General features: G+C 61.2%; 19 protein-coding genes. 8 read left to right on the top strand and 11 right to left on the bottom strand.

The genetic code is table 11. The features are described from left to right. Positions 1–155: 155 nt before the first annotated feature. Both ACSQ26_RS28580 and ACSQ26_RS28575 read left to right on the top strand, forming a co-directional pair. On the top strand, positions 156–845 hold the full coding sequence (locus ACSQ26_RS28580) for a response regulator (RefSeq protein ID WP_436015006.1): 690 nt from the start codon (positions 156–158) through the stop codon (positions 843–845). 181 nt (positions 846–1,026) lie between these two features. Then, positions 1,027–2,001 (top strand): L,D-transpeptidase family protein, encoded by a 975-nt coding sequence (locus ACSQ26_RS28575; protein WP_436015004.1) that lies wholly within the window; start codon positions 1,027–1,029, stop codon positions 1,999–2,001. A gap of 119 nt (positions 2,002–2,120) precedes the next feature. On the opposite strand, the gene speB is transcribed toward ACSQ26_RS28575, so the two are convergent. The 7 genes from speB to ACSQ26_RS28540 all read right to left on the bottom strand — a co-directional run bounded on the left by speB (position 2,121) and on the right by ACSQ26_RS28540 (position 10,197). Next, on the bottom strand, positions 2,121–3,074 hold the full coding sequence (gene speB, locus ACSQ26_RS28570) for an agmatinase (protein ID WP_436015002.1): 954 nt from the start codon (positions 3,072–3,074) through the stop codon (positions 2,121–2,123). A 260-nt stretch (positions 3,075–3,334) separates the two neighbouring features. Beyond that, positions 3,335–4,957, bottom strand: a complete 1,623-nt coding sequence (locus tag ACSQ26_RS28565; protein WP_436015000.1) for a 5-guanidino-2-oxopentanoate decarboxylase — start codon at positions 4,955–4,957, stop codon at positions 3,335–3,337. A 68-nt stretch (positions 4,958–5,025) separates the two neighbouring features. Next, the gene (locus tag ACSQ26_RS28560; RefSeq protein WP_258158498.1) at positions 5,026–5,829 is read right to left on the bottom strand and encodes an ABC transporter permease; all 804 of its coding nucleotides are present in this window, start codon (positions 5,827–5,829) and stop codon (positions 5,026–5,028) included. Continuing rightward, complete coding sequence (locus ACSQ26_RS28555; RefSeq protein ID WP_436014997.1) at positions 5,829–6,656, bottom strand: ABC transporter permease; 828 nt, start codon at positions 6,654–6,656, stop codon at positions 5,829–5,831. The genes ACSQ26_RS28560 and ACSQ26_RS28555 overlap by 1 nt, the downstream gene beginning before the upstream one ends. 273 nt (positions 6,657–6,929) lie before the next feature. Further along, positions 6,930–8,045, bottom strand: coding sequence for an ABC transporter substrate-binding protein (locus tag ACSQ26_RS28550; protein ID WP_436014995.1), 1,116 nt, complete (start codon positions 8,043–8,045; stop codon positions 6,930–6,932). A 63-nt stretch (positions 8,046–8,108) separates the two neighbouring features. Continuing rightward, positions 8,109–9,182: an ABC transporter ATP-binding protein gene (locus tag ACSQ26_RS28545; RefSeq protein ID WP_436014993.1), complete on the bottom strand. Its 1,074-nt coding sequence runs from the start codon at positions 9,180–9,182 to the stop codon at positions 8,109–8,111. Between the two features lie 109 nt (positions 9,183–9,291). Further along, positions 9,292–10,197 (bottom strand): LysR substrate-binding domain-containing protein, encoded by a 906-nt coding sequence (locus tag ACSQ26_RS28540; RefSeq protein ID WP_436014991.1) that lies wholly within the window; start codon positions 10,195–10,197, stop codon positions 9,292–9,294. 136 nt (positions 10,198–10,333) lie between these two features. Between ACSQ26_RS28540 and ACSQ26_RS28535 the strand changes: the two genes are divergently transcribed. From ACSQ26_RS28535 to ACSQ26_RS28515, 5 genes are all read left to right on the top strand, one after another. Then, positions 10,334–11,914 (top strand): amidohydrolase, encoded by a 1,581-nt coding sequence (locus ACSQ26_RS28535; RefSeq protein ID WP_436014989.1) that lies wholly within the window; start codon positions 10,334–10,336, stop codon positions 11,912–11,914. A 33-nt stretch (positions 11,915–11,947) separates the two neighbouring features. Then, entirely contained in the window at positions 11,948–12,883 is a 936-nt protein-coding gene (locus tag ACSQ26_RS28530; RefSeq protein WP_436014987.1) for a dimethylarginine dimethylaminohydrolase family protein, read from the top strand. Positions 12,884–12,900: 17 nt separating this feature from the next. Further along, complete coding sequence (locus ACSQ26_RS28525; protein ID WP_436014985.1) at positions 12,901–14,052, top strand: alpha-hydroxy acid oxidase; 1,152 nt, start codon at positions 12,901–12,903, stop codon at positions 14,050–14,052. A 6-nt stretch (positions 14,053–14,058) separates the two neighbouring features. Continuing rightward, on the top strand, positions 14,059–15,438 hold the full coding sequence (locus ACSQ26_RS28520; RefSeq protein ID WP_436014983.1) for an FAD-binding oxidoreductase: 1,380 nt from the start codon (positions 14,059–14,061) through the stop codon (positions 15,436–15,438). Positions 15,439–15,548: 110 nt separating this feature from the next. Continuing rightward, positions 15,549–16,553, top strand: a complete 1,005-nt coding sequence (locus tag ACSQ26_RS28515) for a LacI family DNA-binding transcriptional regulator (protein ID WP_436014981.1) — start codon at positions 15,549–15,551, stop codon at positions 16,551–16,553. On the opposite strand, the gene ACSQ26_RS28510 is transcribed toward ACSQ26_RS28515, so the two are convergent. The 4 genes from ACSQ26_RS28510 to ACSQ26_RS28495 form a co-directional block, all read right to left on the bottom strand. Next, positions 16,550–17,233 carry a hypothetical protein gene (locus tag ACSQ26_RS28510; protein ID WP_436014979.1) on the bottom strand — a complete coding sequence of 228 codons (684 nt, stop codon included), beginning with the start codon at positions 17,231–17,233 and terminating at the stop codon, positions 16,550–16,552. The two genes, ACSQ26_RS28515 and ACSQ26_RS28510, sit on opposite strands and share 4 nt — an antisense overlap. A gap of 79 nt (positions 17,234–17,312) precedes the next feature. Further along, positions 17,313–18,062, bottom strand: coding sequence for a glutamine amidotransferase (locus ACSQ26_RS28505; RefSeq protein WP_436014977.1), 750 nt, complete (start codon positions 18,060–18,062; stop codon positions 17,313–17,315). Positions 18,063–18,128: 66 nt separating this feature from the next. Beyond that, positions 18,129–18,935 (bottom strand): phosphodiesterase, encoded by an 807-nt coding sequence (locus ACSQ26_RS28500; RefSeq protein ID WP_436014975.1) that lies wholly within the window; start codon positions 18,933–18,935, stop codon positions 18,129–18,131. 199 nt (positions 18,936–19,134) lie between these two features. Continuing rightward, on the bottom strand, positions 19,135–20,496 hold the full coding sequence (locus ACSQ26_RS28495) for an aspartate aminotransferase family protein (RefSeq protein WP_436014973.1): 1,362 nt from the start codon (positions 20,494–20,496) through the stop codon (positions 19,135–19,137). Positions 20,497–20,678: 182 nt separating this feature from the next. Here ACSQ26_RS28495 and ACSQ26_RS28490 point away from each other — a divergent pair, with 182 nt between their 5' ends. Further along, positions 20,679–22,037, top strand: coding sequence for a glutamine synthetase family protein (locus tag ACSQ26_RS28490; RefSeq protein WP_436014971.1), 1,359 nt, complete (start codon positions 20,679–20,681; stop codon positions 22,035–22,037). The last annotated feature ends 24 nt before the right edge of the window (positions 22,038–22,061 follow it).

The raw sequence follows: 22,061 nt of genomic DNA, 5'->3' as shown, positions 1-22,061 counted from the left end.
CGCCGAGCGCGGCGCAATTGGGGTCTTGGAAAGCAGAATTGTGACACCGGCCGCGAAATGGCGTCCAGATCAGGCTCAACTCATTGCTTTTCCTACGCGTCTGGACGATATTTCGCTTGGCGGCTTTGTAGCGGAAACAGAAGTCCGGGGATCAGATGGCGGAACTCATTGTTGTCGATGACGACCAGGGCTTGAGTGGCATGTTGATGGATTACCTGACGATGTCGGGGCATGCCGTCCGTGTCGCCGGGAGCGCCGTCGAACTCGACGCGTTGTTTGCCGCAGCACCCGCCGAACTCCTCATTCTGGATGTCAGCTTGCCGGGCGAAGATGGCTTCAGCATTGCGCGCCGCATGCGCCAGATGGCCGATATCGGCATCATCATGCTCACCGGCGCCGGCGAAATGGTCGATCGCGTCGTCGGCCTGGAAATCGGCGCCGACGACTATGTCACCAAGCCTTTTTCACTGGCCGAAATGTCGGCGCGGATCGAAGCCATTCTCCGCCGCCGCCGCGCGCGTGGCGCCAATGTCATGCCGTTCGGCGCCTTCTCCCTGGATCTCAAGCGTTGGGCGCTTTTCGATACCAAAGGCGAGCAGATACAGCTTTTCCCGACAGAGATCGATCTGGTCGCCGCCTTCGTCACCAACCAGGGCAAGCTGATGAGCCGCGACGAGCTTCTGAAGCTCGCGCCGGGCAATGGCTCCGACCCGATCGACCGTTCGATCGACAAGCGTATCGAACGGCTGCGCCGCAAGCTGGAAAAGCAGGGCCTGGAGGCGGATATCATCCAGACTGTGCGCAGCGACGGCTATATCTACAAGGGACCTTTGAGCCGGGTGTGAGAGATTTTCTAACCCTCTCTTAACCCTGATGTCGCATTGTGATACGGAAGCCGCAATCTCTTTGGCCGGCGCCAAAATGGCGACACAAGCGTGTCGCAAGGAGACGGGCGCATGACAGATGCTTTCAGGGATTCCTAGAGTTCAGCCGATGACCACCAACTTGACGTCCTTCAAGAGAACGATGAGCCGCCTTTCCCTAGGCGCATTCGTGAGTGCGACCGTGCTGCTTGCCGGCTGCTCGGGCGGCCTCGATGCATTGGCGCCTTCGACGGATATCACGCCGAAGCTCGCCCGCGAGATCAAGTCCAAGGGCTTCAATCAGCAGGACGCGGTTCTGGTCCGCATCTTCAAGGAAGAGAGCGAACTCGAAGTCTGGAAGAAGAAGGCGTCGGGCCAGTATGCGTTGTTCAAGACCTATCCGATCTGCCGCTGGTCCGGAAAGCTCGGTCCCAAGAAGAAGATCGGCGACCGCCAGGCGCCCGAGGGCTTCTACCAGGTCGATATGGGCCTGCTCAATCCGAAGTCCCAGTATTATCTCAGCTTCAATCTCGGCTATCCGAACCGGCTTGAAAGCGCACTCGGCTATACCGGCGAAGCGCTGATGGTGCATGGCGCCTGCTCTTCCTCGGGCTGCTACGCCATGACGGATGCGCAGATGGCCGAACTCTATCCGATCGTGCTGAAGGCGATGCAGAGTGGCCAGCGTTCGTTCCAGGTCCATGCCTATCCCTTCCGCATGACGTCGGCCAACATGGCTGAGCACGCGGGCGATCCCAACATGGCCTTCTGGCAGAACCTGAAACAGGGTTATGACAACTTCCAGTCGACAAAGCGCGAGCCGAAGGTTTCCGTTTGCAACGGCAAATATCAATTCAACAAGAACTTTGTCGAAGACCCGGAAAGCCCGCTCAGTGCCTGCCCGGCCGTTGTGGGCCAGTCCGACATGGTCGCCGACGCGGCGCCTGCGACCCGCGAGATCGTGATGGAAAGCCGTATCACCGAACATTCCTATGTCGACGGCGGCATGCATCCGCAGTTCCGCGAACAGCTCAAGCGCTACGGCGCCAAGAGCTTCTCGGCCAAGACCTCGACGCGGAAATACCCCGTCAGCCGGCCGGAAGCAGCGCTTTCGGATCCGTTCACCCCGGCCAAATAGCGCGGAAATCGTGCCGGGCGCGGAAGGCGCACCAGCGGTCGCGGCTTCACTCCCCGGTAGGCGATCTACGCGCACGGCTTCATTCCCGAGGCCGCGCAATGATGCCGGAGTAGCCGAGGTCAGCCCCGCTTGACGCCCGGCAGCACGCACAGCATTTCGTAGAGCAGATTGGCACCGATCAGCGCTGTATTTCCCGACGGATCGAACGGTGGCGAGACTTCGACCAGATCACCGCCAACGAGGTTCAACCCCGCACAGCCGCGGATGATTTCCAGCGCCTGCCATGTCGTCAACCCGCCGATCTCGACTGTGCCGGTGCCGGGCGCGAAAGCCGGATCGAGGCTGTCGATGTCATAGGTCAGGTAAACCGGCGCATCGCCGATCTTGGCGCGCACCTCCTCCATCAACGGCTTCATCGACTTGCCCCAGCAATCCTCGGCCTGCACCACCGTCCAGCCCTTGCCGCGCGCCCAGTTGAAATCCTCCGGCGAATAGCCGGTGCCGCGCAGGCCGATCTGGAAGACCTTGTCGTTCTGCAGCAGTCCGTCATCGTAAGCACGGCGGAATGGCGTGCCATGGGCAATCTTCTCGCCGAACATCTCGTCATTAATATCGGCGTGGGCATCGATATGGATCAGCGCCACCGGCCCATGCTTCTTCGCGATCGCGCGCAGGATCGGATAGGTCAGCGTATGATCGCCGCCGAGCGTCAGCGGAATGCAGGGGTGCTTGAGGATGTCGTCATAGAAGGCGGTGATGATATCGACGGACTTCTTGAGATCGAACGTGTTGATCGGCACATCGCCGATATCCGCGACCTGGATGGAATCGAACGGTGCTGCCCCCGTAGCCATGTTGTAGGGCCGCAGCATGCAGCTTTCCTGTCGGATCTGACGCGGCCCCAACCGCGTGCCCGGCCGGTTGGACGTACCGACATCGAGGGGAATGCCCACGAAGCAGGCATCGAGGCCCTCGGCGGTGGGTTGGGTCGGCAGCCGCATCATCGTGCCGGGGCCGGCAAAGCGGGGCATCTCGTTGCCGCCGAGCGGCTGGTTGAATTTCTGTTCGGACATTTGCGTCAACCTCTTTCGTGAATGACCCGCTTGGCGTTCACCCCTCACCAAGCGCGCCCATGCATTCGACTTTGTCTCATGCGGGCTTGCTATCCTCTCCCGCAAGGGGAGAGATAAAACTCGTGGCACTGCTTCGCCCAAATTGAAGGCAGCGAGTGCGACACCCTACCTCTCCCCCTGCGGGAGAGGATACGAAGGCCGGGTAAGCGCAGCGAACCCTTGGCCGAAGTTGGTGAGGGGTGAGTCCTCGAGCAAAACAACTACCCCGCAGTCACCACCTTCACCGCCTCATCCCGCACCGCATCCCCGAACACGATCATGCTCGGCTCATCACGCTCGTTCGCCTCAAGCAGCGCCGCCCGCAACCCATCAAGGTCTTTCACCATCTCCGCATGCCATCCATAAGCCCGGCCGATGCCGATGAAATCCGGCGTGTAGAGATCGACACCCAGCGGAGGGATGTTCTTCGACACCATGTAGGACTTGATCTCCCCATAGCCCTTGTTGTCGAAGAGCAGCATGATGACGGGTAGTTTCGCTTCCTTCGCCGAGGCAAGCTCGGCGATGGCGAACTGCACGCCGCCGTCGCCGGCGAGGATCACGACGGGGGCATCCGGGGCCGCGACCTTGGCACCGATGCCGGCCGGCAGGCCGTAGCCCAGCGTGCCGTAGCCGGTGGCGGAATTGAAATACTGCGCCGGGGCAGCCGAAGAGAAACCGAGATTTCCGGCATAAACGAGCTGGGTCGAGTCGCCGGCGAAAATCACGCCGGGCAGCGTGTCGCGCACCATGTCGAGAATATGCAGGTCGCCACGCATCTGTTCCGTCAGGTCGCCGGTCTCGCCCTTTTCGCGCGCGCCAGCGGCACGGGCCTCGCCACGCCGGCCGGTGCGATCCACGAGATCGAACAGCAAGGCCGCGCTTGCCCTCGCATCGCCAGCAATGCCGATTTCCGGCAACCATGTGCGCATGATCTGGGTCGGGTCGATATCGATGCGGATCAGCTTGCCGGGGATTTCGAAGAAGCCGTCCTCATACATGTCGTAGTCCGTCGGCCCAAGTTCGGTGCCGATGGCGAGAACCACGTCCGAGGACTCGATGAGTTCACGCGTTGCCTTGAAACTTGGGGAGATCGAAATGCCCAGGGGATGGCCGGGCGGCAGTATGCCGCGTCCGTTCGTGGTCATCGCAACTGGCGCATCGAGCTTTTCGGCAAGTTCGGCGATTTCCTCACTCGCCCATTTGGCGCCGCCGCCGACAAGGATGACCGGCGCCTTGGCCGCATTGAGCAGTGCCGCAGCCTTGCCGAGTTCTTCCGCCGAAGGCACAGGCAGACCGACCCGCGCCGGATTCTCCGGCACGCTAAGATGCCCGGCATCGGCCAGCATGACATTGATCGGCAATTCGATATGGACTGGGCGCGGCCGGGCGCTGTCGAACACGGCGAACGCTCGCGCCAGCGCCGGCGCCAGTTCCTCCGGGCGGTTGACCGTATAGCTGGAAGCCGAGACCTGGCTGACCAGCGCCTGCTGGTTCGGCAGTTCATGCAGCCAGCCTTCTCCGGAACCCATCCGGCCATGACTGTTGACGGTCGAAATCACCAGCATGGGAATGGAATCGCCATAGGCCTGGCCCATGGCCGTGACGATATTGGTCATGCCCGGCCCGGTGATGATGAAGCAGACGCCCGGCTTGCCCGACACGCGCGCATAGCCATCCGCCATGAAGCCCGCGCCCTGCTCATGCCGTGGCGTGATGTGGCGGATCGAACTGCCCGCGAGCCCGCGATAGAGCTCCACCGTGTGCACGCCGGGAATGCCGAACACGGTGTCCACGCCATAGGCTTCCAGCAATTTCGTCAGATACATGCCCGTGCTGATCACGTTCCGCTCCCGTCGATTCTTTTAATTCTACAAACGTATAATTTATCTGGGAATTGTCCAGCCGCGCGTCAGGCCTTTTTCGAAGCCAGGGTGGAAATCACCGTCTTGCCGACGATCGCGGCGATCACAAGCACGATCAGCACCACCGAAATGGCGGCAATCGCCGGATCGATATTGTCACGCAGCCCCATCCACATCATGCGCGGCAGCGTCACCGCGTTCACCGAAGTTATGAACAGCGTCACGCCGATCTCCTCCCAGGAGAGAACGAATGCGAGGAAGGCCGCAGTGAAAACACCGAACTTTATGTTCGGCAGGATCACCCGGAAAATCCGCTGCGTCATGCTGGCGCCGAAGCCGCGCGCGGCAAGATCGATCCGGCGATCGACCTGGGCCAGCGCCACCGTGATCAACACCACCGCAAAGGGTGCGATCATCACCGCATGCGCGATCGCCACGCCGACCACCGTGTCATAGCCAATCACGTCATTGACCTTGGAAAGCGAAGTCAGAAAGAAATAGAGGGTGATCGCGGAGACGACGGGCGGCGCCACCATTGGCAGCAACACAAAACCGTAAAAAGCACCCGGATAAAGCGGCCGGTACATCCACATTCCCAGGCTGAAGGCCAAAGCCAGCGCCGTCGAAATCGCCGAACTCAGGACCGCGATCCTGATCGACAGCCAGGTCGCCTGCAACCAGGCGGGATTTTCGATCAGCGCCATGTAGTGGCGAACCGACCAGTTGCCTGATGGCATCGACAGGAACCGCGCCGGGGTGAACGACACCGGAATGACGGCAAACAGCGGCAGCAGCAGGAAGATTGCAACCACGGCGGCAAGTAGAATGGCGATCGGGCTCGGCTTTTCCATCACTTCACCATCCCGCCCGGCTTGGCGTAACGCATCAGCAATGCCAGCAGCAACCCGACAATCAGCATCATCAGCACGCTGATCGCAGCGCCCAGGCCCCAGTCCGGGCTCTGGAACAGCCGGAGATAGATGAGTTCCGCCGCCATGACGCTGCGGCCGCCACCGAGAATGGCCGGCGTGATGAAGAAGCCGAGCGAAAAGACGAACACCATGATCGCGGCACCGAGAATACCCGGGGCGGTCATCGGCAGGAATATCTGCCAGAAGGTCCGCATCCGCGATGCCCCCATGCCGCGCGCGGCGAGCAGCACGCGCTCGTCGAGGCTGCGCATGGCGGACGCGATCGGGAACACAGCGAATGGAATGAGGAAATGTGTCATGCCAAGCACGACGCCGAGTTCGTTGCGCACCATGGTCAGCGGCTCGGCAATCACGCCGAGTTGCGTCAGCCAGGTGTTGATCAGGCCACGATTGGAAAGCAGCGCCACCCAGCCGAAGGCGCGCGTCAGAACCGAAATCCAGAACGGGATGAGGATGCAAAGCTCGGCGATCAGCCGCTGCGTCGGCGAACCCCGCACCCAGACGAGCGCGATGATGTAGGCCATGGCTACGGCGAGAATGGTGACGAAGAAGCAGATCCGGAAGGTGCGGATGAAGACGGAGATGATCAGCGGATCGCTAACCGCCCGGCCGTAATTGGCGACGCCAAGTTCCGGTAGCGTCACGCTCCAGCGCACGACGCCGAGGAACGGAATTGCGTAGGCGAGTAGCAGGAACAGCATCAGGGGGCCGAGCAGCAGTGCTGGCTTGAGATAATCCGATCGCATGTCTTGGCCTCCTTTCTCTGTTCTTGGTCTCGATAGAAAATTTACCCCTCACCAAGCGCGTCCATGCGTTCGCCAGCTGCTCACGCGGACTTGCTATCCTCTCCCACAAGGGGAGAGGTAGAGGTGCCACAAGCACCGCCTTAGCTTGAAGCGAAGGCAGCGCAACGGGTTTACCTCTCCCCTTGTGGGAGAGGATACGCAGGCCGGGCGAGCTTGCGAGCCCTTGGCCGAAGTTGGTGAGGGGTGAATCTCGAACTCACCCCTTGCCTCACATCAAGCCGCGATGATCTTCGTATACTCGTCCAGCGCGGGACCGTAATTGGTCTCATACCAGGCCATATCAAGCGCGATCTGCTTGCTCATGTTCTCCGGATCGACCGGATTGAGGTGCTTCTGATCCGCCGGAACCAGCGCGTCGGCCGCCGGATTGGCCGGACCCTGTCCGAGCTTCTCGAACATCACGAGCTGTTTCTTGGGGTCCTGCGCGGAAGCGATGAACTTCATCGCATTGTCCTTGCCGCCGGGATTGCCCTTGAGCACGCCCATGGCGCCCGGCGAAATCAGGCCCTGGTCCCAGATGAACTTGATCGAACCGCCGGAATCCTTCTCGATCAGGCCGGCACGCGTCGACCAGATCAGCGCCATCGAGGCTTCGCCGTTGAGCAGAACCGACTGGCTTTCCGCACCGCCGCCCCAATAGGAGACGACATTGTCCTTGAAGGCCGCGATCTTGTCGTGCGCCCGCTTGAGGTCGAGCGGGTAGAGCTTGTCAGGGGCCACGCCATCGGCGAGCAGCGCTGCTTCCCACATGCCCGCGCCCCACTTGTAGAGCGAGCGCTTGCCGGGGAACTTCTCCACGTCGAAGAAATCCGCCATGCCGGTCGGCACCTTGTCGCCGAACTTCGAGGAATCGTAGGCAATGATGTAGGAGAAGAAATAGGTCGAGGCGGCATATTCCCAGCCGAAGCCCGGGCGGAATTTGCCCTTGTCGACGATATTGTAGTCGATCGGCTCCATCAGCCCCTTTTTGCCGAGCGCCTGCGCCGAGAACGGATCGGCATCGACGATGTCCCAGCTCGGCTTGCCACTTTCGACCTGGGCGGCGATCGCGCCTTCGGTCGGGCCGGAGCCGTCCTGCTTGACCGTCACGCCGGCCTCGGCCAGGAACGGCTTGCCATAGGCCTCGTCATAGGCGGTCATGGCATCGCCGCCCCAGTTGACGAAGACCAGTTCGTTGGCCGCAGCCCAAGCACCCTTGGCCTTGAGAGCCAGCGGCGCGCCGCCGATCAGCATGGCGGCAATCTGCGTGAAACGGCGGCGTGACAGCTGGCCGTTATCGACCTTCTTCGAGAGAATCTCGAGGGTTTCCTTTTCGAATTCCATGGACATGTCGTTCTCCTCTATTTTTGTTGTTTGTCGTCATTCCCAGTCTGCTTCAGGCTTTCTTGGGCGTCAGAGGAAAAATCCTTGATCCGGCGCCCAGCTTGCCCAAACTCTTTTTCCTTTCGCGAAATCCGGCCCCGTCTCGCGGGTCGGCATTTCAAGCGTCAGTCCCTTGCCACCCGGCGTCTTCAGCGCGAATCGCGTCGCGGCGCCGAGATAGGTCACGTCCTCGATATCGGCGGCCAGCGCGTTGCAATTGGCCGGCTCGGCGCTCGAGAGGACCATATGCTCGGGGCGGATGGCGAAGTGATTTGTCGGACTGCCGGCCGCATTCGAGGCACGGATGACCCTGTCCTCGAAGCGGCATTCCGCAAGCTCGCCCGAGAGCTTGGTGTCCTTGAGATCGAAGATATTGATATCGCCGAGAAATTCGGCAACGAAACGATTGGCCGGATGCTCGTAGACGGCCTTCGGTGTATCGACCTGCTGCAGCTTGCCCTTATTGAAGATCGCGACGCGCGTCGAAAGCGCCAGGGCCTCCGACTGGTCGTGGGTCACGAAAACAAAGGTCGTGCCGGTCTCCTGATGCAGACGGCGGACTTCCTCCTGCATCGAGCCGCGCAGGTTCTTGTCGAGCGCCGAAAATGGTTCGTCGAGCAGCAGCACGGACGGTTCGAACACCAGCGCACGGGCCAGCGCCACGCGCTGCTGCTGGCCTCCCGAAAGGTCGGCGGGACGCTTGGTGGCATGCTCGCGCAACCCGACACGATCGACGATATTGTCGACCTTCTTCTTGATGTCCTTGATATTGCGGCCCTGCACCTGCAGCGGAAAGGCTATGTTCTTCTCGACCGACATGTGGGGGAACAGCGCATAACCCTGGAACACCATGCCGAAGGCGCGCTTCTCGGCCGGCAGATGCGTTATGTCGGCGCCGTCCTTGGTCAGTGAACCCGATGTGGCGTTGACGAAGCCGGCGAGGATCATCAGAAACGTCGTCTTGCCCGAGCCGGAAGGTCCGAGAAGCGTCAGAAATTCGCCCCGGCCGATCGTCAGGGAGACATCGTCCAGTGCGTGAAAATCGCCGTAAGTCTTGCCAATTCCCCGGGCGTCCAGTTCGGCCGCCCTATTCTTGGTCTGCATGGCCGTTCCCTTATTATTGAGCTTAGCCTATGGGCGAAACGAGAGCCGTACAAACGAAATCTTTTCACCAACTCGACAAATTCCATTCACCTTTGCCGGGTGAAACTGGTCAAGCCTTGATCGGCGCCGCCTCATTTTTCATCACCTCTTCCTTCAGCCAATCGCTGAAGGCCATGACCGTCTTGTTGTCCGCCTTGGCTTCGGAAACGACGAGGTAATAGGAGCGCTTGGACTTGATGTTAATATCGAACGGCCGGACCAGTTGCCCCGTCGCCATGGCAGTCCGGCAGATGAATTCGTCTCCCATCGCAATCCCCTGCGCCGACATGGCGGCCGAATAGACGAGGTTCATGTCGGAGAAGACGATCCCAGTCTGCGCGAACGACGGATCGACGTCGGCGATCGTCAGCCACTCCTCCCAGTCGTCGTCATCGACAAGATGCAGCAGGCAGGTCTTCTTGATATCCGAGGGATCCGACAGGCCCAGCGACTTGTTGATCAGCACGGGGCTGCAAAGCGGCGTGAATTCGACCTCAACCAGCAGTTCCACTTGCATATCCGGCCAGTATCCCGTGCCGAACGCGATGAAGACGTCGACATCCGGATTGGAGACATCATCGAGCCGCATAGGCGTCGAGATCGACAGCCGCACATCGGGGTGCGTCTCGCGAAAACTCGATATGTGGCTACACAGCCAGCTCGACGCAAAGCCCGGCGTGCAGCAGACATTGATGGAGCCCGACACGCCGCGATTGGCGTGCCGCACTGCAGAACCCGCAATCGTGTTGAGCGCCTTGCGCACGTCGAGCGCATAGCCCATCCCCTGCTCCGTCAGCTCGATCTTGGTGCCGATCCGGTTGAGCAACTGGAAACCGAGATCCCGCTCGAGCAGCCTGAGCTGGTGGCTCACCGCGCTGCGGGTGAGATTGAGTTCATCCGCCGCCTTCCACACCGAACCATGGCGGGTGAAGCTGTCGAGCGCACGCAGCGCCTGGGTCGATGGAATTCGCTTCATGGAAGTCCTCCTGGAGGGTCTGAGGCTAAACATATTTTGAGCATTGGTGAACCAAATTTGCGGGCACTGGGAAAAGATTTCACTTTTTCGAATGCGCGATCTGCGGTGTACTCCCCGGCGACGAGGAGAATGTCCCATGCCGATCTCGGCCGCCCAGCGCCATGCAGCCAAGCATATCGACGCGATCAGGTCCGATCTCTCGGCCTGGACCGCGACGATTTTCGACTTCGGCGAGACGGCCTGGCGCGAATATCAATCGGTGGATTGGTACGTGAAAACCCTGCGTTCCCATGGATTTACGGTCGAGGAAGGCTCGGCGGGCATGCCCACGGCCTTTGCCGCGCACTGGACCAATGGCCCTGGTCCCTCGGTCGGCATGTATGCCGAATATGACGCCGTGCCCGGCAACTGCCAGGCGGCATCGACGCGCAAGGAACCCCGCGCCGGCCTCAACGCACATGCGGGCGGTCATACCGATCCGCATTCCGGCCTCGGCATCGGCGCGCTCGGCGGATTGCTCGCCACCAAGGCCGCCATGGAGCGCCACGGCGTCACCGGCACCTTGCGCTTCACCGGCGAACCGGCCGAGAAAGTACGCGGCTCCAAGCCCATCCACGCAGCCAAGGGTTATTACGACGGCCTCGACGGCATGCTCTCCTTCCATCCGTTCTACATGCTGCCGATGTGCAACACCGTCCGCTGGGACACGCATTGCGGCGCCGCCTATTCGATGATCTACCGCTTCATCTGCGACCAGCCCGAGGAGTGGGGCAAAAGCGACGGCGCGCCGATCCCGCAATCGCATTCGGCCATCCGCGCACCCGGCGCCAACGATGCGCTCATGATGATGTATATGTCATCCAAGGCGCTCCGCGATTCCATGCTGCCGCATCAGGGCGGCTGGTCGGTCAGCGAGGCGATCCTCACCGCCGGCCAGGCGACCGCCGACAACCTGCCAGCGGGCTTGGCCGAAATCCAGTACATGATGCGCATGCCCGATCTCGCCATGGCCGAGCAGGCAACCGCTTTCCTCGACCGCAACGCCTGGAATGCCGCGCAGATGTCCGGCTGCCGCTATGAGCGCCACTGGGTCTGCAAATCGAGGCCCGGTCTCGCCAACCATGCCATGGCGAATGTGGTCTGGGATTCGCTGCAGGCCGTCGGCGCCCCCGTTTGGGACGAAGAGGCCAAGGCCAAGGCGCGTGAAATTCAGTCCAATCTCGGCCTCGAGCCGATGACTGAGCCGTTCATCGACGAGATGACAGCGTTGGTCGATCCGAAGGAGGCCGAGGCGATTCTGCGCCGCGACCTGCCACCATCGCAGCTCAATTCCACCTCGGACGACTACACCGACATGAGCTGGCATACCCCGCTTGCCCGGTTCTACATTGCCCGGCCCGCGCTCAAGGCGCCGTCAGGCTATCGCTATCCCGGTTGGGTGATGAATGCACTCGGCGGCATCCCGGCAACGATCGATCCGATGGTGACGACGGCTGCGAAAGTGCTGGCTTTCTCGGCGCTTCGCCTGATGGAAGATGCCGAAGCCCGCAAGGCCGCCCGCGACGAATTCGAAACCCGCACCGGCGGCGGCATCGGTGGATCGAAATGGATTCCGCCGCTTTGCGATTACGACCCACCAATTCATTTCCGCTGGCCCGAATATGTCACCACGCAGCGTGGCCGGGACTGGTGGATACCCACGCAACCCAATTCCTGATCGAGCAATTCCTGCCTTAACGGAGAAACCGCCATGAACATCCAGAGCGCCTTCGCATCCCAAGAGCCCTTCTCGCTCCAGCGCCGCAACCCCAAGGGCGGCACCAAGCGCCTGGAAGGCTGGGGCTTTGCCAACGAGACCGACACGCTGACCGATGTCCTGCTCGGATCGCCCGCTTATCTCCGGCATCTCGCGACCTCGTCGCTCTCGCGCAAGCATCTGCGCGAAAACCCCTGCAACATCCAGACCGCCCAAGCCCAGCACAAGGAGTTGGTCTCGGCCTATGAGCATTTCGGTGTCCGCATCCACTGGCATGAGCCGACCCCGGAACTGCCGATGCAGGTCTATTCCCGCGACTCCTCGGTCATGACGCCCTATGGCGCCATCATCACCGCCATGGCGCAGTGGTGGCGGCGCGGCGAGAACTATGCCGCGATCCGCACCTATGAGAAACTCGGCATCCCGATCTACGACATGGTCACTGCCGGCACGTTCGAAGGCGGCGATTTCAACGTCATCGAGGACGGCGTGGTGTTGATCGGTTGCGGCGGCGCCCGCACCAACGAGGAGGGCGCCCGCCAGGTCAAGGAATGGTTCGACAAGGAAGGCTGGGAAACCCGCCTCGCCTTCATCGACGAATATTATGTCCATATCGACCTGATGGTCGTGCCGATCGCGCCGAAGCTGACGGCGGTCTGCCTCGATTGTACCGACCCCGCGATCGTCACTTGGCTTAAGGACAAAGGCCATGATATCGTCGATGTGCCCTTCCAGGATACGATGGCGCTCGGCTGCAATTTCATGTCTCTCGGCAATGACAAGATCATCGCACCGACCTCGTCGAAGACGTTGATCGAGCAGTTGAAGGCGCGCGGCTTCGAAGTCGCCGCCGTCGATACGGCTGAGATTTCCAAGACTGGCGGCGGCATTCATTGCATGGCGCAGGCCCTCCGTCGCGAGGCTGCGTAAGCGTCGCGGAGGACGAGTTGGCGAATATACAGAAGCGGTTTCCCTCGATACCGCATATGAAGGCGAAGGCCCGGTGGCGTATACCGGCCTTTGCCTGGGACTACATGACCGGCGGCATCGGCATGGAGGAAAATGTCCGCCGCAACAGCGACGACCTGCAGAAGATCATGTTCATGCCGCGCTATCTGAGCGCAGCGCCCAGCCCCGACATCACCACCGCGATCTTCGGCCAGACGCTTTCGGCCCCCTTCGGCGTGGCGCCCGTCGGCTTGGCAGGCCTGCAATGGCCGGGTTGCGAACCGCCGATCGCGAAAGCGGCGCAGGCGCATAATGTGCTGCATATCCTCTCGACACATGCCACCCAGAGCCTTGAGAAGATGAAGCTGCATTCCGGCCCGATGGGCTGGTTCCAGCTCTATCCGCCGAACGACGCCAGGATGGAAACCGACATGATCGAGCGGGCCAAGCGCGCCGGCTACGAGGTCCTCGTCGTCACCGTCGATATCCCGGCCGTGACGCGCCGGGACAAGGACATCCGCAACGGCCTGTCGGTGCCGCCGCAATTCGATGCCCGCACGGTTTTCCACGCCGCCATGCGCCCGCACTGGCTGCTTCGCCTCGCCCGCCACGGCATTCCGCATTTCGAGAATCTCGAGCTCTATGCGCCCAAGGGACAATCGATCAAGGAATTCTACGATTTCCTCGGCTCGGTCCTGTCTAACCACATAACATCAGACCGCTTCAAGCAGATCCGCGACCAGTGGCCGGGTAAAGTCATCGTCAAGGGCGTGCTCGACCCCGAGGAAGCCGCGGCCTACATGGCCATGGGTGCGGATGGCATCATCGTCTCCAACCATGGCGGCCGTCAGCTCGATGCGGCACCCTCCTCAGTCTCGATGCTGCCGCTGGTCCGCAAGCGCCTTGGGCCGGATGCGCTTGTCATGGCCGATGGCGGCGTGCGCTCCGGCCTCGATATCGCCCGGATGATCGCGCTTGGCGCCGACTACGTCTTCATGGGCCGGCCGTTCATCTTTTCAGTGGCGGCGATCGGCGACGATGGCCCGGCACATCTGATCGATGTGCTGAAGCTGGAATTGGCGGGCACCCTGTCGCAGCTCGGCTGCCAGCGCCTCGCCGATCTTCACACGTTTCTGCATCAGCCGGAGTAACCAGCAATGAGCCGTGCGCAGGACGAGCTTCTTGCCGTTTTATCCCAACTGCTCGACGACACGGTGCTTCTGCGTGGCGACGGCATCCCCGAGAAAGCGCGGAGCGATGCGAGCCTGTCCGGTCGCAGCCTGCCCTGGCTCTATGTCAGGCCCGCCACGGTGGAACAGGTTGGTATCGCCCTGCGTGCCTGCGATGCCTATCGCTGGCCGGTGACGGTCCAGGGCGGCATGACCGGCCTAGCCGGCGGCGCCAATCCGGAACGCAGTGACGTTGTAATCGCACTCGACCGCCTTTCGGGCATCGAGGATATCGACACCGACGCCGGCACGATGACCCTGCTCGCCGGCACGGTACTCGAAACCACCCAGAAAGCAGCTGAAGAAGCCGGCTTTCTGCTGCCCATCGATCTCGGCGCGCGCGGCTCCTGCCAGATCGGCGGCAATATCGCAACAAATGCCGGCGGTATCCGCGTGATCCGCCACGGCGTCACGCGCGACAATATCCTGGGGCTCGAAGCCGTCCTCGCCAATGGCACCGTGATCTCCTCGATGAACCGCCTCCGCAAGAACAATACCGGCTACGATCTCAAGCAGCTCTTCATCGGCTCCGAAGGCACGCTCGGTGTCATCACCCGCGCCGTCATTCGCCTCCAGCCGCTGCCGTCGGGCAGGGCGACCGCGCTGGTTGCGCTCTCGAAATATGAGCACGCTGTCACCCTGCTCAAACGCGCGCAGGCGGGGCTTGTCGGTCTCTCCGCCTTCGAGATCATGTGGGACAGCTATTTTTCCTTCAGCAGCAAGGGCGAGGGCCTCACCCTGTTCGATCGTAGCCATCCCTTCGTGGCGATCGTCGAGCAATCGGGAACGCCAGATACCGAGAACCTCGAAACCTTCCTCGGCACGATGTTCGAGGAGGGTTTGATCGAAGACGCCCTCATCGCCCAGTCGGAGAAGGAGAGCCGCCGGTTCTGGACCATACGCGAGGGCGCCGCCTATGACCGCCTGCAAGGCCTCATCAATTTCGACGTCTCAATCGCGGTCGGCCAGTTGGGCGATTTCGCCGATACGTGCGAAGCGGCACTACGCGAAAAATATCCCGATGCCCATATCGCCTTCTTCGGCCATATGGGTGACAGCAACCTGCATATCGCGGTCTCGGTCGGGCCGGCCGACGATGCGACCTTGCATAGCATCGATGCGATCACCTATGGCGTGGTGAAGCAGTTCGCAGGCTCCATCTCCGCCGAGCATGGCATCGGCCTTCTCAAGCGCGATTTTCTCGGCCATTCCCGCAGCCCCGAGGAACTGGCGCTGATGTGGTCGATCAAGAAGGCACTCGATCCGCACGGTATCCTCAACCCCGGTAAAGTTCTGCCGCCGAATTGAGGACCGCGCTCCAATTCCTTCCATCTGCCGCCAGAAAGAGTAAAGCGGATAACATACTGCCGCTCTGGCATCTTCGCCGTGAACTGTTATGAAGGCTTACGAGGGGAAACATGACGAAGCCACCGTCATTGCAGGATGTTGCGCGCGCGGCGAAGCTCTCGCCCGCCACCGTTTCGCGCTATCTGAACGGCTCGCTTAATCTGCCGCAGGAAACCTCGGACCGCATCGACGCCGCGATCGCCGCACTTAACTATCGCCCCAACCCGCATGCCCGCAGCCTCAGTCGCGGACGATCCGACACGATCGGGCTCGTGGTGCCAGATGTCGCCAACCCCTTCTTTGCCAAGCTCGCCGCCGCCGTCGAGCATCATGCCGGCCAGGCGGGTCTCGGCCTCATGCTTTGCTCGAGCGTCAACCGCCAGAGCCGCGAGCTGGATTACATCGAGCGCCTGAGACGAAACCATGTCGATGGCCTGCTTTTCACCACCAATCACCAGGACGAGAATCAGGCTCTGGCGCGCGCGATCAATGCCAGCCGCAACATCGTGGTCATGGATGAGGATGTCGAAGGCACCGACGTGCCGAAAGTCTTCTCCGACAATATCCAGGGCGCCCAACTCGCCGCGCGGCATTTCCTCGAAGCCGGTCATCGCAACGTCGTCTATGTCGGCGGCCCGCGCAACATCATGACCTCGCGCGAACGCGCGCAGGGCTTCACCGAAGCGATCGAAGCATCCGGCGCAACGCTCGCTGGCGAGCTTCTCGGTCACTATACGGCAGCCTATGGCCGCCAGGCGATGGCCGAGATTCTCGAACGATTTCCCAAGGCCACCGCCATCTTCGTCGGCAGCGACGAAATCACCTATGGCATGGTCGAGGAAGCAAAGACCCGGGGGCTCCGCCTGGGAGAAGATATTTCCATCATCACCTTCGACGATGTTGGGCCGATGGCGCTGTTCGACCCGCCCGTGACCGCCATCCGCCAATCCGTCGACGAGATCGGCCGGATCGGTTTCGAACTGCTGCGCAAGCGCATGGAGGGCGACATGTCCGCACCCCGAATCCGGCTTCCGGTCACGCTGATGGAGCGTGGCTCGGTGAAGCGGCTTCGCTAGATTATATCCTCACCAACAACGATGGTCGTTGCATCCACGTTGAGCAGCTTGATGATGCCGCCGTTTTCGAATTCGATGATCGTGTGGGCTCCAGCCTGATTGATCTGAAGAACATCGAGTTGCGTCTCGATACGGTCCTGGTCGGTACCATCGGCATCGAAGTCGGTGATGATATCCACCCCGCTCAAGCTACTGAAAATGAACAGGTCGGAACCCGTGCCTCCAGTCAGCGTATCGCGGCCGCCGACGCCGAATATCTGATCGTCGCCACCTTTTCCGTTGATCACATCGTCATTTGCCGCGCCAATGAGATAGTCATTGGCGTTGCTGCCCAGTATCTTGTCGTCGCCCAGGAAGAAATGGTGAAAAAACGCCGCGAGATCGTCGGCCAAAAGATACTTGCCCAGCGTCGCCGCTTTGTAGTCAGCATTGGTGACGATGATAAATTCATTGCCATCATGATCGGTCATCTCGATCTTGTCGATCGTCCCACCCGTCATGCGTTCGCCTTTGAACTTCAGGTCTTCCCCGAAAAATATCAACCGGTTGCCGGTGACTTCGTCGAGATAGCTCGCCTTCGACTTGCCATGGCTTCCGAGGTCCATGGACGCGCCGGTGGAATAGAGACTTCCCAGGCCGATAGGTCCGCCTGCCAGATCTGTATATTGAAACTTGGCCATTTCATCTCCTGTGCGTTGGCGGCATCGGCATGCAGATCATGCCATTGCATCGGTTCATGAAGGAATGCACTGCGATCTCTCAACGGTTCGCCGCGAGCCAGCTCGCCAATTGCGACCAGAAGCGGGAATAGTGCTCCCAGCCGACGAATTCCGGCGAGCCCCAATGCGGCGAACAATCCGACGCGAAAGCTGCGACGCGACCTTCGCCGTGAGAACCAAGGACAAGGAACGGATCGTCGCTGGCCTTCAGCAAGGTCTCGGTGCCGGGCTTGGCAATCAGCCGCTGGTAGCCCAGGAAATGCGGCCAAGCGCGACCCGTGCCGGAGAGAATGGCATGATCCCCGGCAACCGCCGGATTGATTCCTTCCGGGCACTCCACACGATCGTCATGGCCGAGCATCGTCACCGGCAACACATCGGCGAAGACAGTGTTGTGATAGCAGGCATTGCCGCCGAAGCCGGAAAAGCTCATGAAGCCGCCGACCATCAGCAACCCGCCGCCATTCGCGACATATTCCGCCATCACCTTCAGCGTATTCGGGCGACGGAGCGATTTGGTCAGTGTATCGGGATGCAGCAGGAACGTGTCCGCGCCGATGTCGGAAAGCACGATTACGTCATAGCCAGACAATCCGTCGACGCTGTTCGGAAATTGGGATGGCACGAGATGATTGGGGATATAAGTGACCGCGTGGCCTTGCTTCTCAAGCGCCTCGATCAACGGCTTGCCACCCTCCTCGTAGCCTCCGGTCGTATAGATCGAGAACCCCTTGAGATGCAGCCCGAGCGATGTCCAGGACTCGCCGGCAAGCAGAATTTTCAGCCCCATAAGTCCCGCCCTCCGGATATCGGAGAAGAGTTTAGAGCCGAAACGTCAGGGTTGTAAAGCGCTTGATCAATACCAGGTGCCGCGCTCGGCATCTTCAGGCATGACGGCGGGTTTGCGATCAAGGAAGGCATCGTTGTGCACGATGATCCCCTCACCCGTCACATGGACCACCGCGTAAGCCGGCGGTTCGTGCGAATAGACCGTCTCCACCGAACCCCCGACGAGTGGAAGCTGGTGATTGAGCGAGGGCAGCGCCGAAAAGCTGATGCCGCGCCACACACCGCTGACTGCCCGATGCCCGTGGCCGAAGAAGATATGCCTGACGTCGTGACCCTGCAACAGTGCCGCGAACTCCTCGGGATCGTCGAGCATGATCGTGTCCATGAGTTCATGCGCAATTGAAAATGGCGGGTGATGCATGAAGAGATAGACCGGCCTGCCACCCGCCTTGTCGAGTTGTTGCGCCAGCCATTGCCTGCGCTCTTCGGTATAAAGCCCTGCCGACGACGGCGGCCCTTTGAGCGTATCGAGAAACATGAAGACGCCGCCGTGCTCTTCACGCACCTGCTGCACGAAGCCGCCGTGATCGAGCGTCGCGTCCGAGAAAACCGACTTGAAATTGACGCGGTCGTCGTGGTTGCCGAGCATCAGCGGCACAGGCAGTGGAAAATCCTCTAGGCGGCGCTGCAGAAGCTGGTAGGCCGCGATCTCGCCCCGCTCAGCTAGATCACCCGTAATCGCGACAAAAGATGCATCCGGATGATGCTGCGCGATATCTGCCAGGCAGGCATCAAGCTGCTCGATCGGCTTGAGACCCCATAGGACCTCCCCTTCCGGCACCAGGTGCAGGTCGGTCACGTGGATGAATTTCATGCGCTTCCCTCAATGCTTTTTCAAAAACAAGACCCCGCCCCAACCCCTCCCCACAAGGGGGAGGGGCTAACCCGTAGCACTGCCTTGCCTCAAGCGACCCTTCAGCAAGTGAAGGGACTGGAGAGGGGGTAAAGGTAGCGCGGCAAGTTGGCCCCTCCCCCTTGTGGGGAGGGGTTTCGGGGCGGGGTCTCTATTAAACTTACTTCAATTCCATCCACGCCGCATCCAACGCGCCGCGCAGCGTCCTGATCATGAAATCCACTTCCTCATGGGTGATGATCAGCGGCGGCGAGGCCAGCATCCGGTCGCCCGTTGCCCGCATGATCAGCCCTGCCTCGACGCAATGATTGCGCACCAGCGTGCCGACGTCGTCGGGTTTCTCGAACCGCTCTCGCGTCTTCTTGTTCTTGGCCATCTGCACAGCCGCCATCAGGCCGACCGACTGCACGTCACCGACGATGTCGTGATCGAGCAGCGTGGCCAGCCCCTTGGCGAGATATGGGCCGATATCTTCGCGCACCCGCTCGACCAGCTTTTCCTCCTCGATGATACGAAGGTTTTCGAGCGCCGCCACGGCGCAGACCGGATGGCCGGAATAGGTGTAGCCGTGGTTGAAATCGTCGGCCATGATGACATCGGCCACACGATCGCTGACCAGCACGCCGCCGATCGGCAGGTAACCGGAGGACAAGCCCTTGGCGACCGGCGCCATATCGGGCACGAAGCCGTAGTGCTGGTGGCCGAACCAATTGCCGGTGCGGCCAAAACCGCAGATCACCTCGTCGGCGACCAGCAATATGTTGCGCGCCTTGCAGATCCGGACGATCTCCGGCCAGTAGCTGTCCGGCGGCACGATGACGCCACCCGCGCCCTGGATCGGCTCGGCGACAAAGGCCGCGATATTCTCTTCGCCCAGTTCGTCGATCTTAGCCTCGAGTTCGCGCGCCACCTTCAGCCCGAATTCCTCCGGCGTCATGTCACCGCCCTCGGCATACCAGTGCGGCTGGCCGATGTGGTGGATGCCCTCGATCGGCAGCGCACCCTGCTCGTGCATGTATTTCATGCCGCCGAGGCTGGCACCGGCGACCGTCGAGCCGTGATAGCCATTCTTGCGGGCGATGATCTGCTTCTTCGATGGCTGACCCTTCGCCGCCCAGTAAACACGCGCCATGCGGAACCACGTATCGGTAGCCTCGGAGCCGGAGCCGGTGAAAAACACTTTGTTGAGCTTGCCGTCGGTATGCGAGGTGATCTTCTGCGCCAGCAGGGCTGCCGGCGGCGTCGTCGTGCCGAAGAACAGGTTGTAATAGGGCAGTTCGTTCATCTGCGCCGCGACGGCTTCGGCGATTTCCTTGCGGCCATAGCCGATATTGACGCACCAGAGACCGGCGAAAGCATCGAGATACTTCTTGCCCTTCGAATCCCAGATCGTCGAACCTTCGGCGCGCTCGATGATGCGGCTACCGCCTGCGTTCAGCTTCGACATATTGCTGAACGGATGAATATGATGGGCCGCGTCGATGGCGCCGAGATTGGACAGGGCGACGGACGTTTCTGACATTCTTGCTCTCCCCCACGCCGCATTCTGCTGCCGGTCCACCACGATTGGCGGTCCGTTCTGCCTGATTGAAAGGCGGCTTGAATTCGGCTACGAAAATGACCTTGCCCGATCATTTTGGCAAGGGACCGGCGAAAATTTGCCTCCCGCGCCGAAAAATCTCAAAAAGTGAGCCATTTCACATCATGAATGACAACATACAGGCCGAGACCACACTCGACGCCTCCCTGCCGCCGCGCATCGAAATCCTGCTGGTCGATATGAACGGCCGACTGCGCGGCAAGCAACTGCCGCTCGATGCCGAAAAGAAGGTCTGGTCGGGCGCCACGCGCCTTCCCGCATCGACCCAGTCGCTCGATATCTGGGGTGATGACAACGACGACCTGACGGGCATTTCGCTGACCCTCGGCGATCCCGATGGAGCTGTGATCCCCGACAAGCGCAGCCACGTGGCCATGCCCTGGGCGCCGGCCGGCTCCAGCCAGGTTCTGGCGACCATGCACACGCTGGAAGGTGAACGGCATTTCTGCGATCCGCGCGGCATGCTCGCGCGGGTGCTCGAGCGCTATGCGGAGCGTGGCCTGACGCCCGTTGTCGCCACCGAACTCGAATTCTATGTGATGGATGGCAAGAGCCGTGAGACCGGCATTCCCATGCCGCCCTCCTCGCTGACCTGCATGGGCGACAAGAACGGCTTCCAGCTCTACGAGATGGATGCCGTCGACAATATGAGCGCATACCTCCAGACCGTGCGCGCCTATTGCAACGCAATGGGCCTGCCCGCCGATGCGACGACGGCAGAATTCGGCGCCGGGCAGTTCGAGATCAACCTCAACCACCGGCCGGATGCGCTCGCCGCCGCCGATGACTGCATCTATCTCAAGCGCGTCGTCGAGCAGGCCGCGCGAAAATTCGGGCTGAAATCCACCTGCATGGCCAAGCCCTATTCGGACCAGGCGGGCTCCGGCCTGCATGTGCATGCGAGTCTGATCGACAAGCACGGCGTCAATGTGCTCGATGCCAAGGGCTGCGATCCGGTCCTGCTGAAATCCGTCACCGCGGGTATGCTGAAGACGATGCGGGAAGCCCAACTCATCTTCGCGCCCTTCGCCAATTCCTACCGCCGCTTCCAGCCCGGTTCCTTTGCGCCGGTCGATGTGACCTGGGGCTTCGGCAATCGCGGCACCGCCATCCGCATTCCTGACAAGGATGGCCCCGCCGCCCGCGTCGAGCACCGCGTCGCCGGCGCCGACGCCAACCCCTATTTCCTGCTCGCCGCCATGCTCGGTGGCATGCTGCTCGGTTTGGAAGATACTCTCGATCCCGGCCCGGACACCAATCCCGCCGGCGGTCCCGAAAAGCCCCAACGCCTGACGCATGATTTCCTCACCGCAGTGGAGGAATTCGCCGCCTCGGAATTCATCGGCGATATTTTCGGCAAGCAGTATCAGAAGCTTTTCGCCGACACGAAGCGTAAGGAAGCGATTACCTTCATGCGGACGGTGTCGGACTTCGACTACCGGACCTATTTGCCTAGAATTTGAAGCCGTCTTTGCGTGGCGCAAGTC

Source organism: Rhizobium sp. LjRoot254, from assembly GCF_964254105.1.
GTDB lineage: Bacteria > Pseudomonadota > Alphaproteobacteria > Rhizobiales > Rhizobiaceae > Rhizobium_E.
Note: the sequence above shows the minus strand (reverse complement) of the source record. Positions and strands in the feature narration are given on the sequence as shown.

Coding starts and splice junctions, on each gene's coding strand:
- ACSQ26_RS28575 (WP_436015004.1), top strand. CDS start 1,027: ATGAGCCGCCTTTCCCTAGGCGCATTCGTGAGTGCGACCGTGCTGCTT.
- ACSQ26_RS28560 (WP_258158498.1), bottom strand. CDS start 5,829: ATGGAAAAGCCGAGCCCGATCGCCATTCTACTTGCCGCCGTGGTTGCA.
- ACSQ26_RS28550 (WP_436014995.1), bottom strand. CDS start 8,045: ATGTCCATGGAATTCGAAAAGGAAACCCTCGAGATTCTCTCGAAGAAG.
- ACSQ26_RS28540 (WP_436014991.1), bottom strand. CDS start 10,197: ATGAAGCGAATTCCATCGACCCAGGCGCTGCGTGCGCTCGACAGCTTC.
- ACSQ26_RS28515 (WP_436014981.1), top strand. CDS start 15,549: ATGACGAAGCCACCGTCATTGCAGGATGTTGCGCGCGCGGCGAAGCTC.
- ACSQ26_RS28555 (WP_436014997.1), bottom strand. CDS start 6,656: ATGCGATCGGATTATCTCAAGCCAGCACTGCTGCTCGGCCCCCTGATG.
- ACSQ26_RS28545 (WP_436014993.1), bottom strand. CDS start 9,182: ATGCAGACCAAGAATAGGGCGGCCGAACTGGACGCCCGGGGAATTGGC.
- speB (WP_436015002.1), bottom strand. CDS start 3,074: ATGTCCGAACAGAAATTCAACCAGCCGCTCGGCGGCAACGAGATGCCC.
- ACSQ26_RS28580 (WP_436015006.1), top strand. CDS start 156: ATGGCGGAACTCATTGTTGTCGATGACGACCAGGGCTTGAGTGGCATG.
- ACSQ26_RS28490 (WP_436014971.1), top strand. CDS start 20,679: ATGAATGACAACATACAGGCCGAGACCACACTCGACGCCTCCCTGCCG.
- ACSQ26_RS28500 (WP_436014975.1), bottom strand. CDS start 18,935: ATGAAATTCATCCACGTGACCGACCTGCACCTGGTGCCGGAAGGGGAG.
- ACSQ26_RS28505 (WP_436014977.1), bottom strand. CDS start 18,062: ATGGGGCTGAAAATTCTGCTTGCCGGCGAGTCCTGGACATCGCTCGGG.
- ACSQ26_RS28495 (WP_436014973.1), bottom strand. CDS start 20,496: ATGTCAGAAACGTCCGTCGCCCTGTCCAATCTCGGCGCCATCGACGCG.
- ACSQ26_RS28520 (WP_436014983.1), top strand. CDS start 14,059: ATGAGCCGTGCGCAGGACGAGCTTCTTGCCGTTTTATCCCAACTGCTC.
- ACSQ26_RS28510 (WP_436014979.1), bottom strand. CDS start 17,233: ATGGCCAAGTTTCAATATACAGATCTGGCAGGCGGACCTATCGGCCTG.
- ACSQ26_RS28530 (WP_436014987.1), top strand. CDS start 11,948: ATGAACATCCAGAGCGCCTTCGCATCCCAAGAGCCCTTCTCGCTCCAG.
- ACSQ26_RS28535 (WP_436014989.1), top strand. CDS start 10,334: ATGCCGATCTCGGCCGCCCAGCGCCATGCAGCCAAGCATATCGACGCG.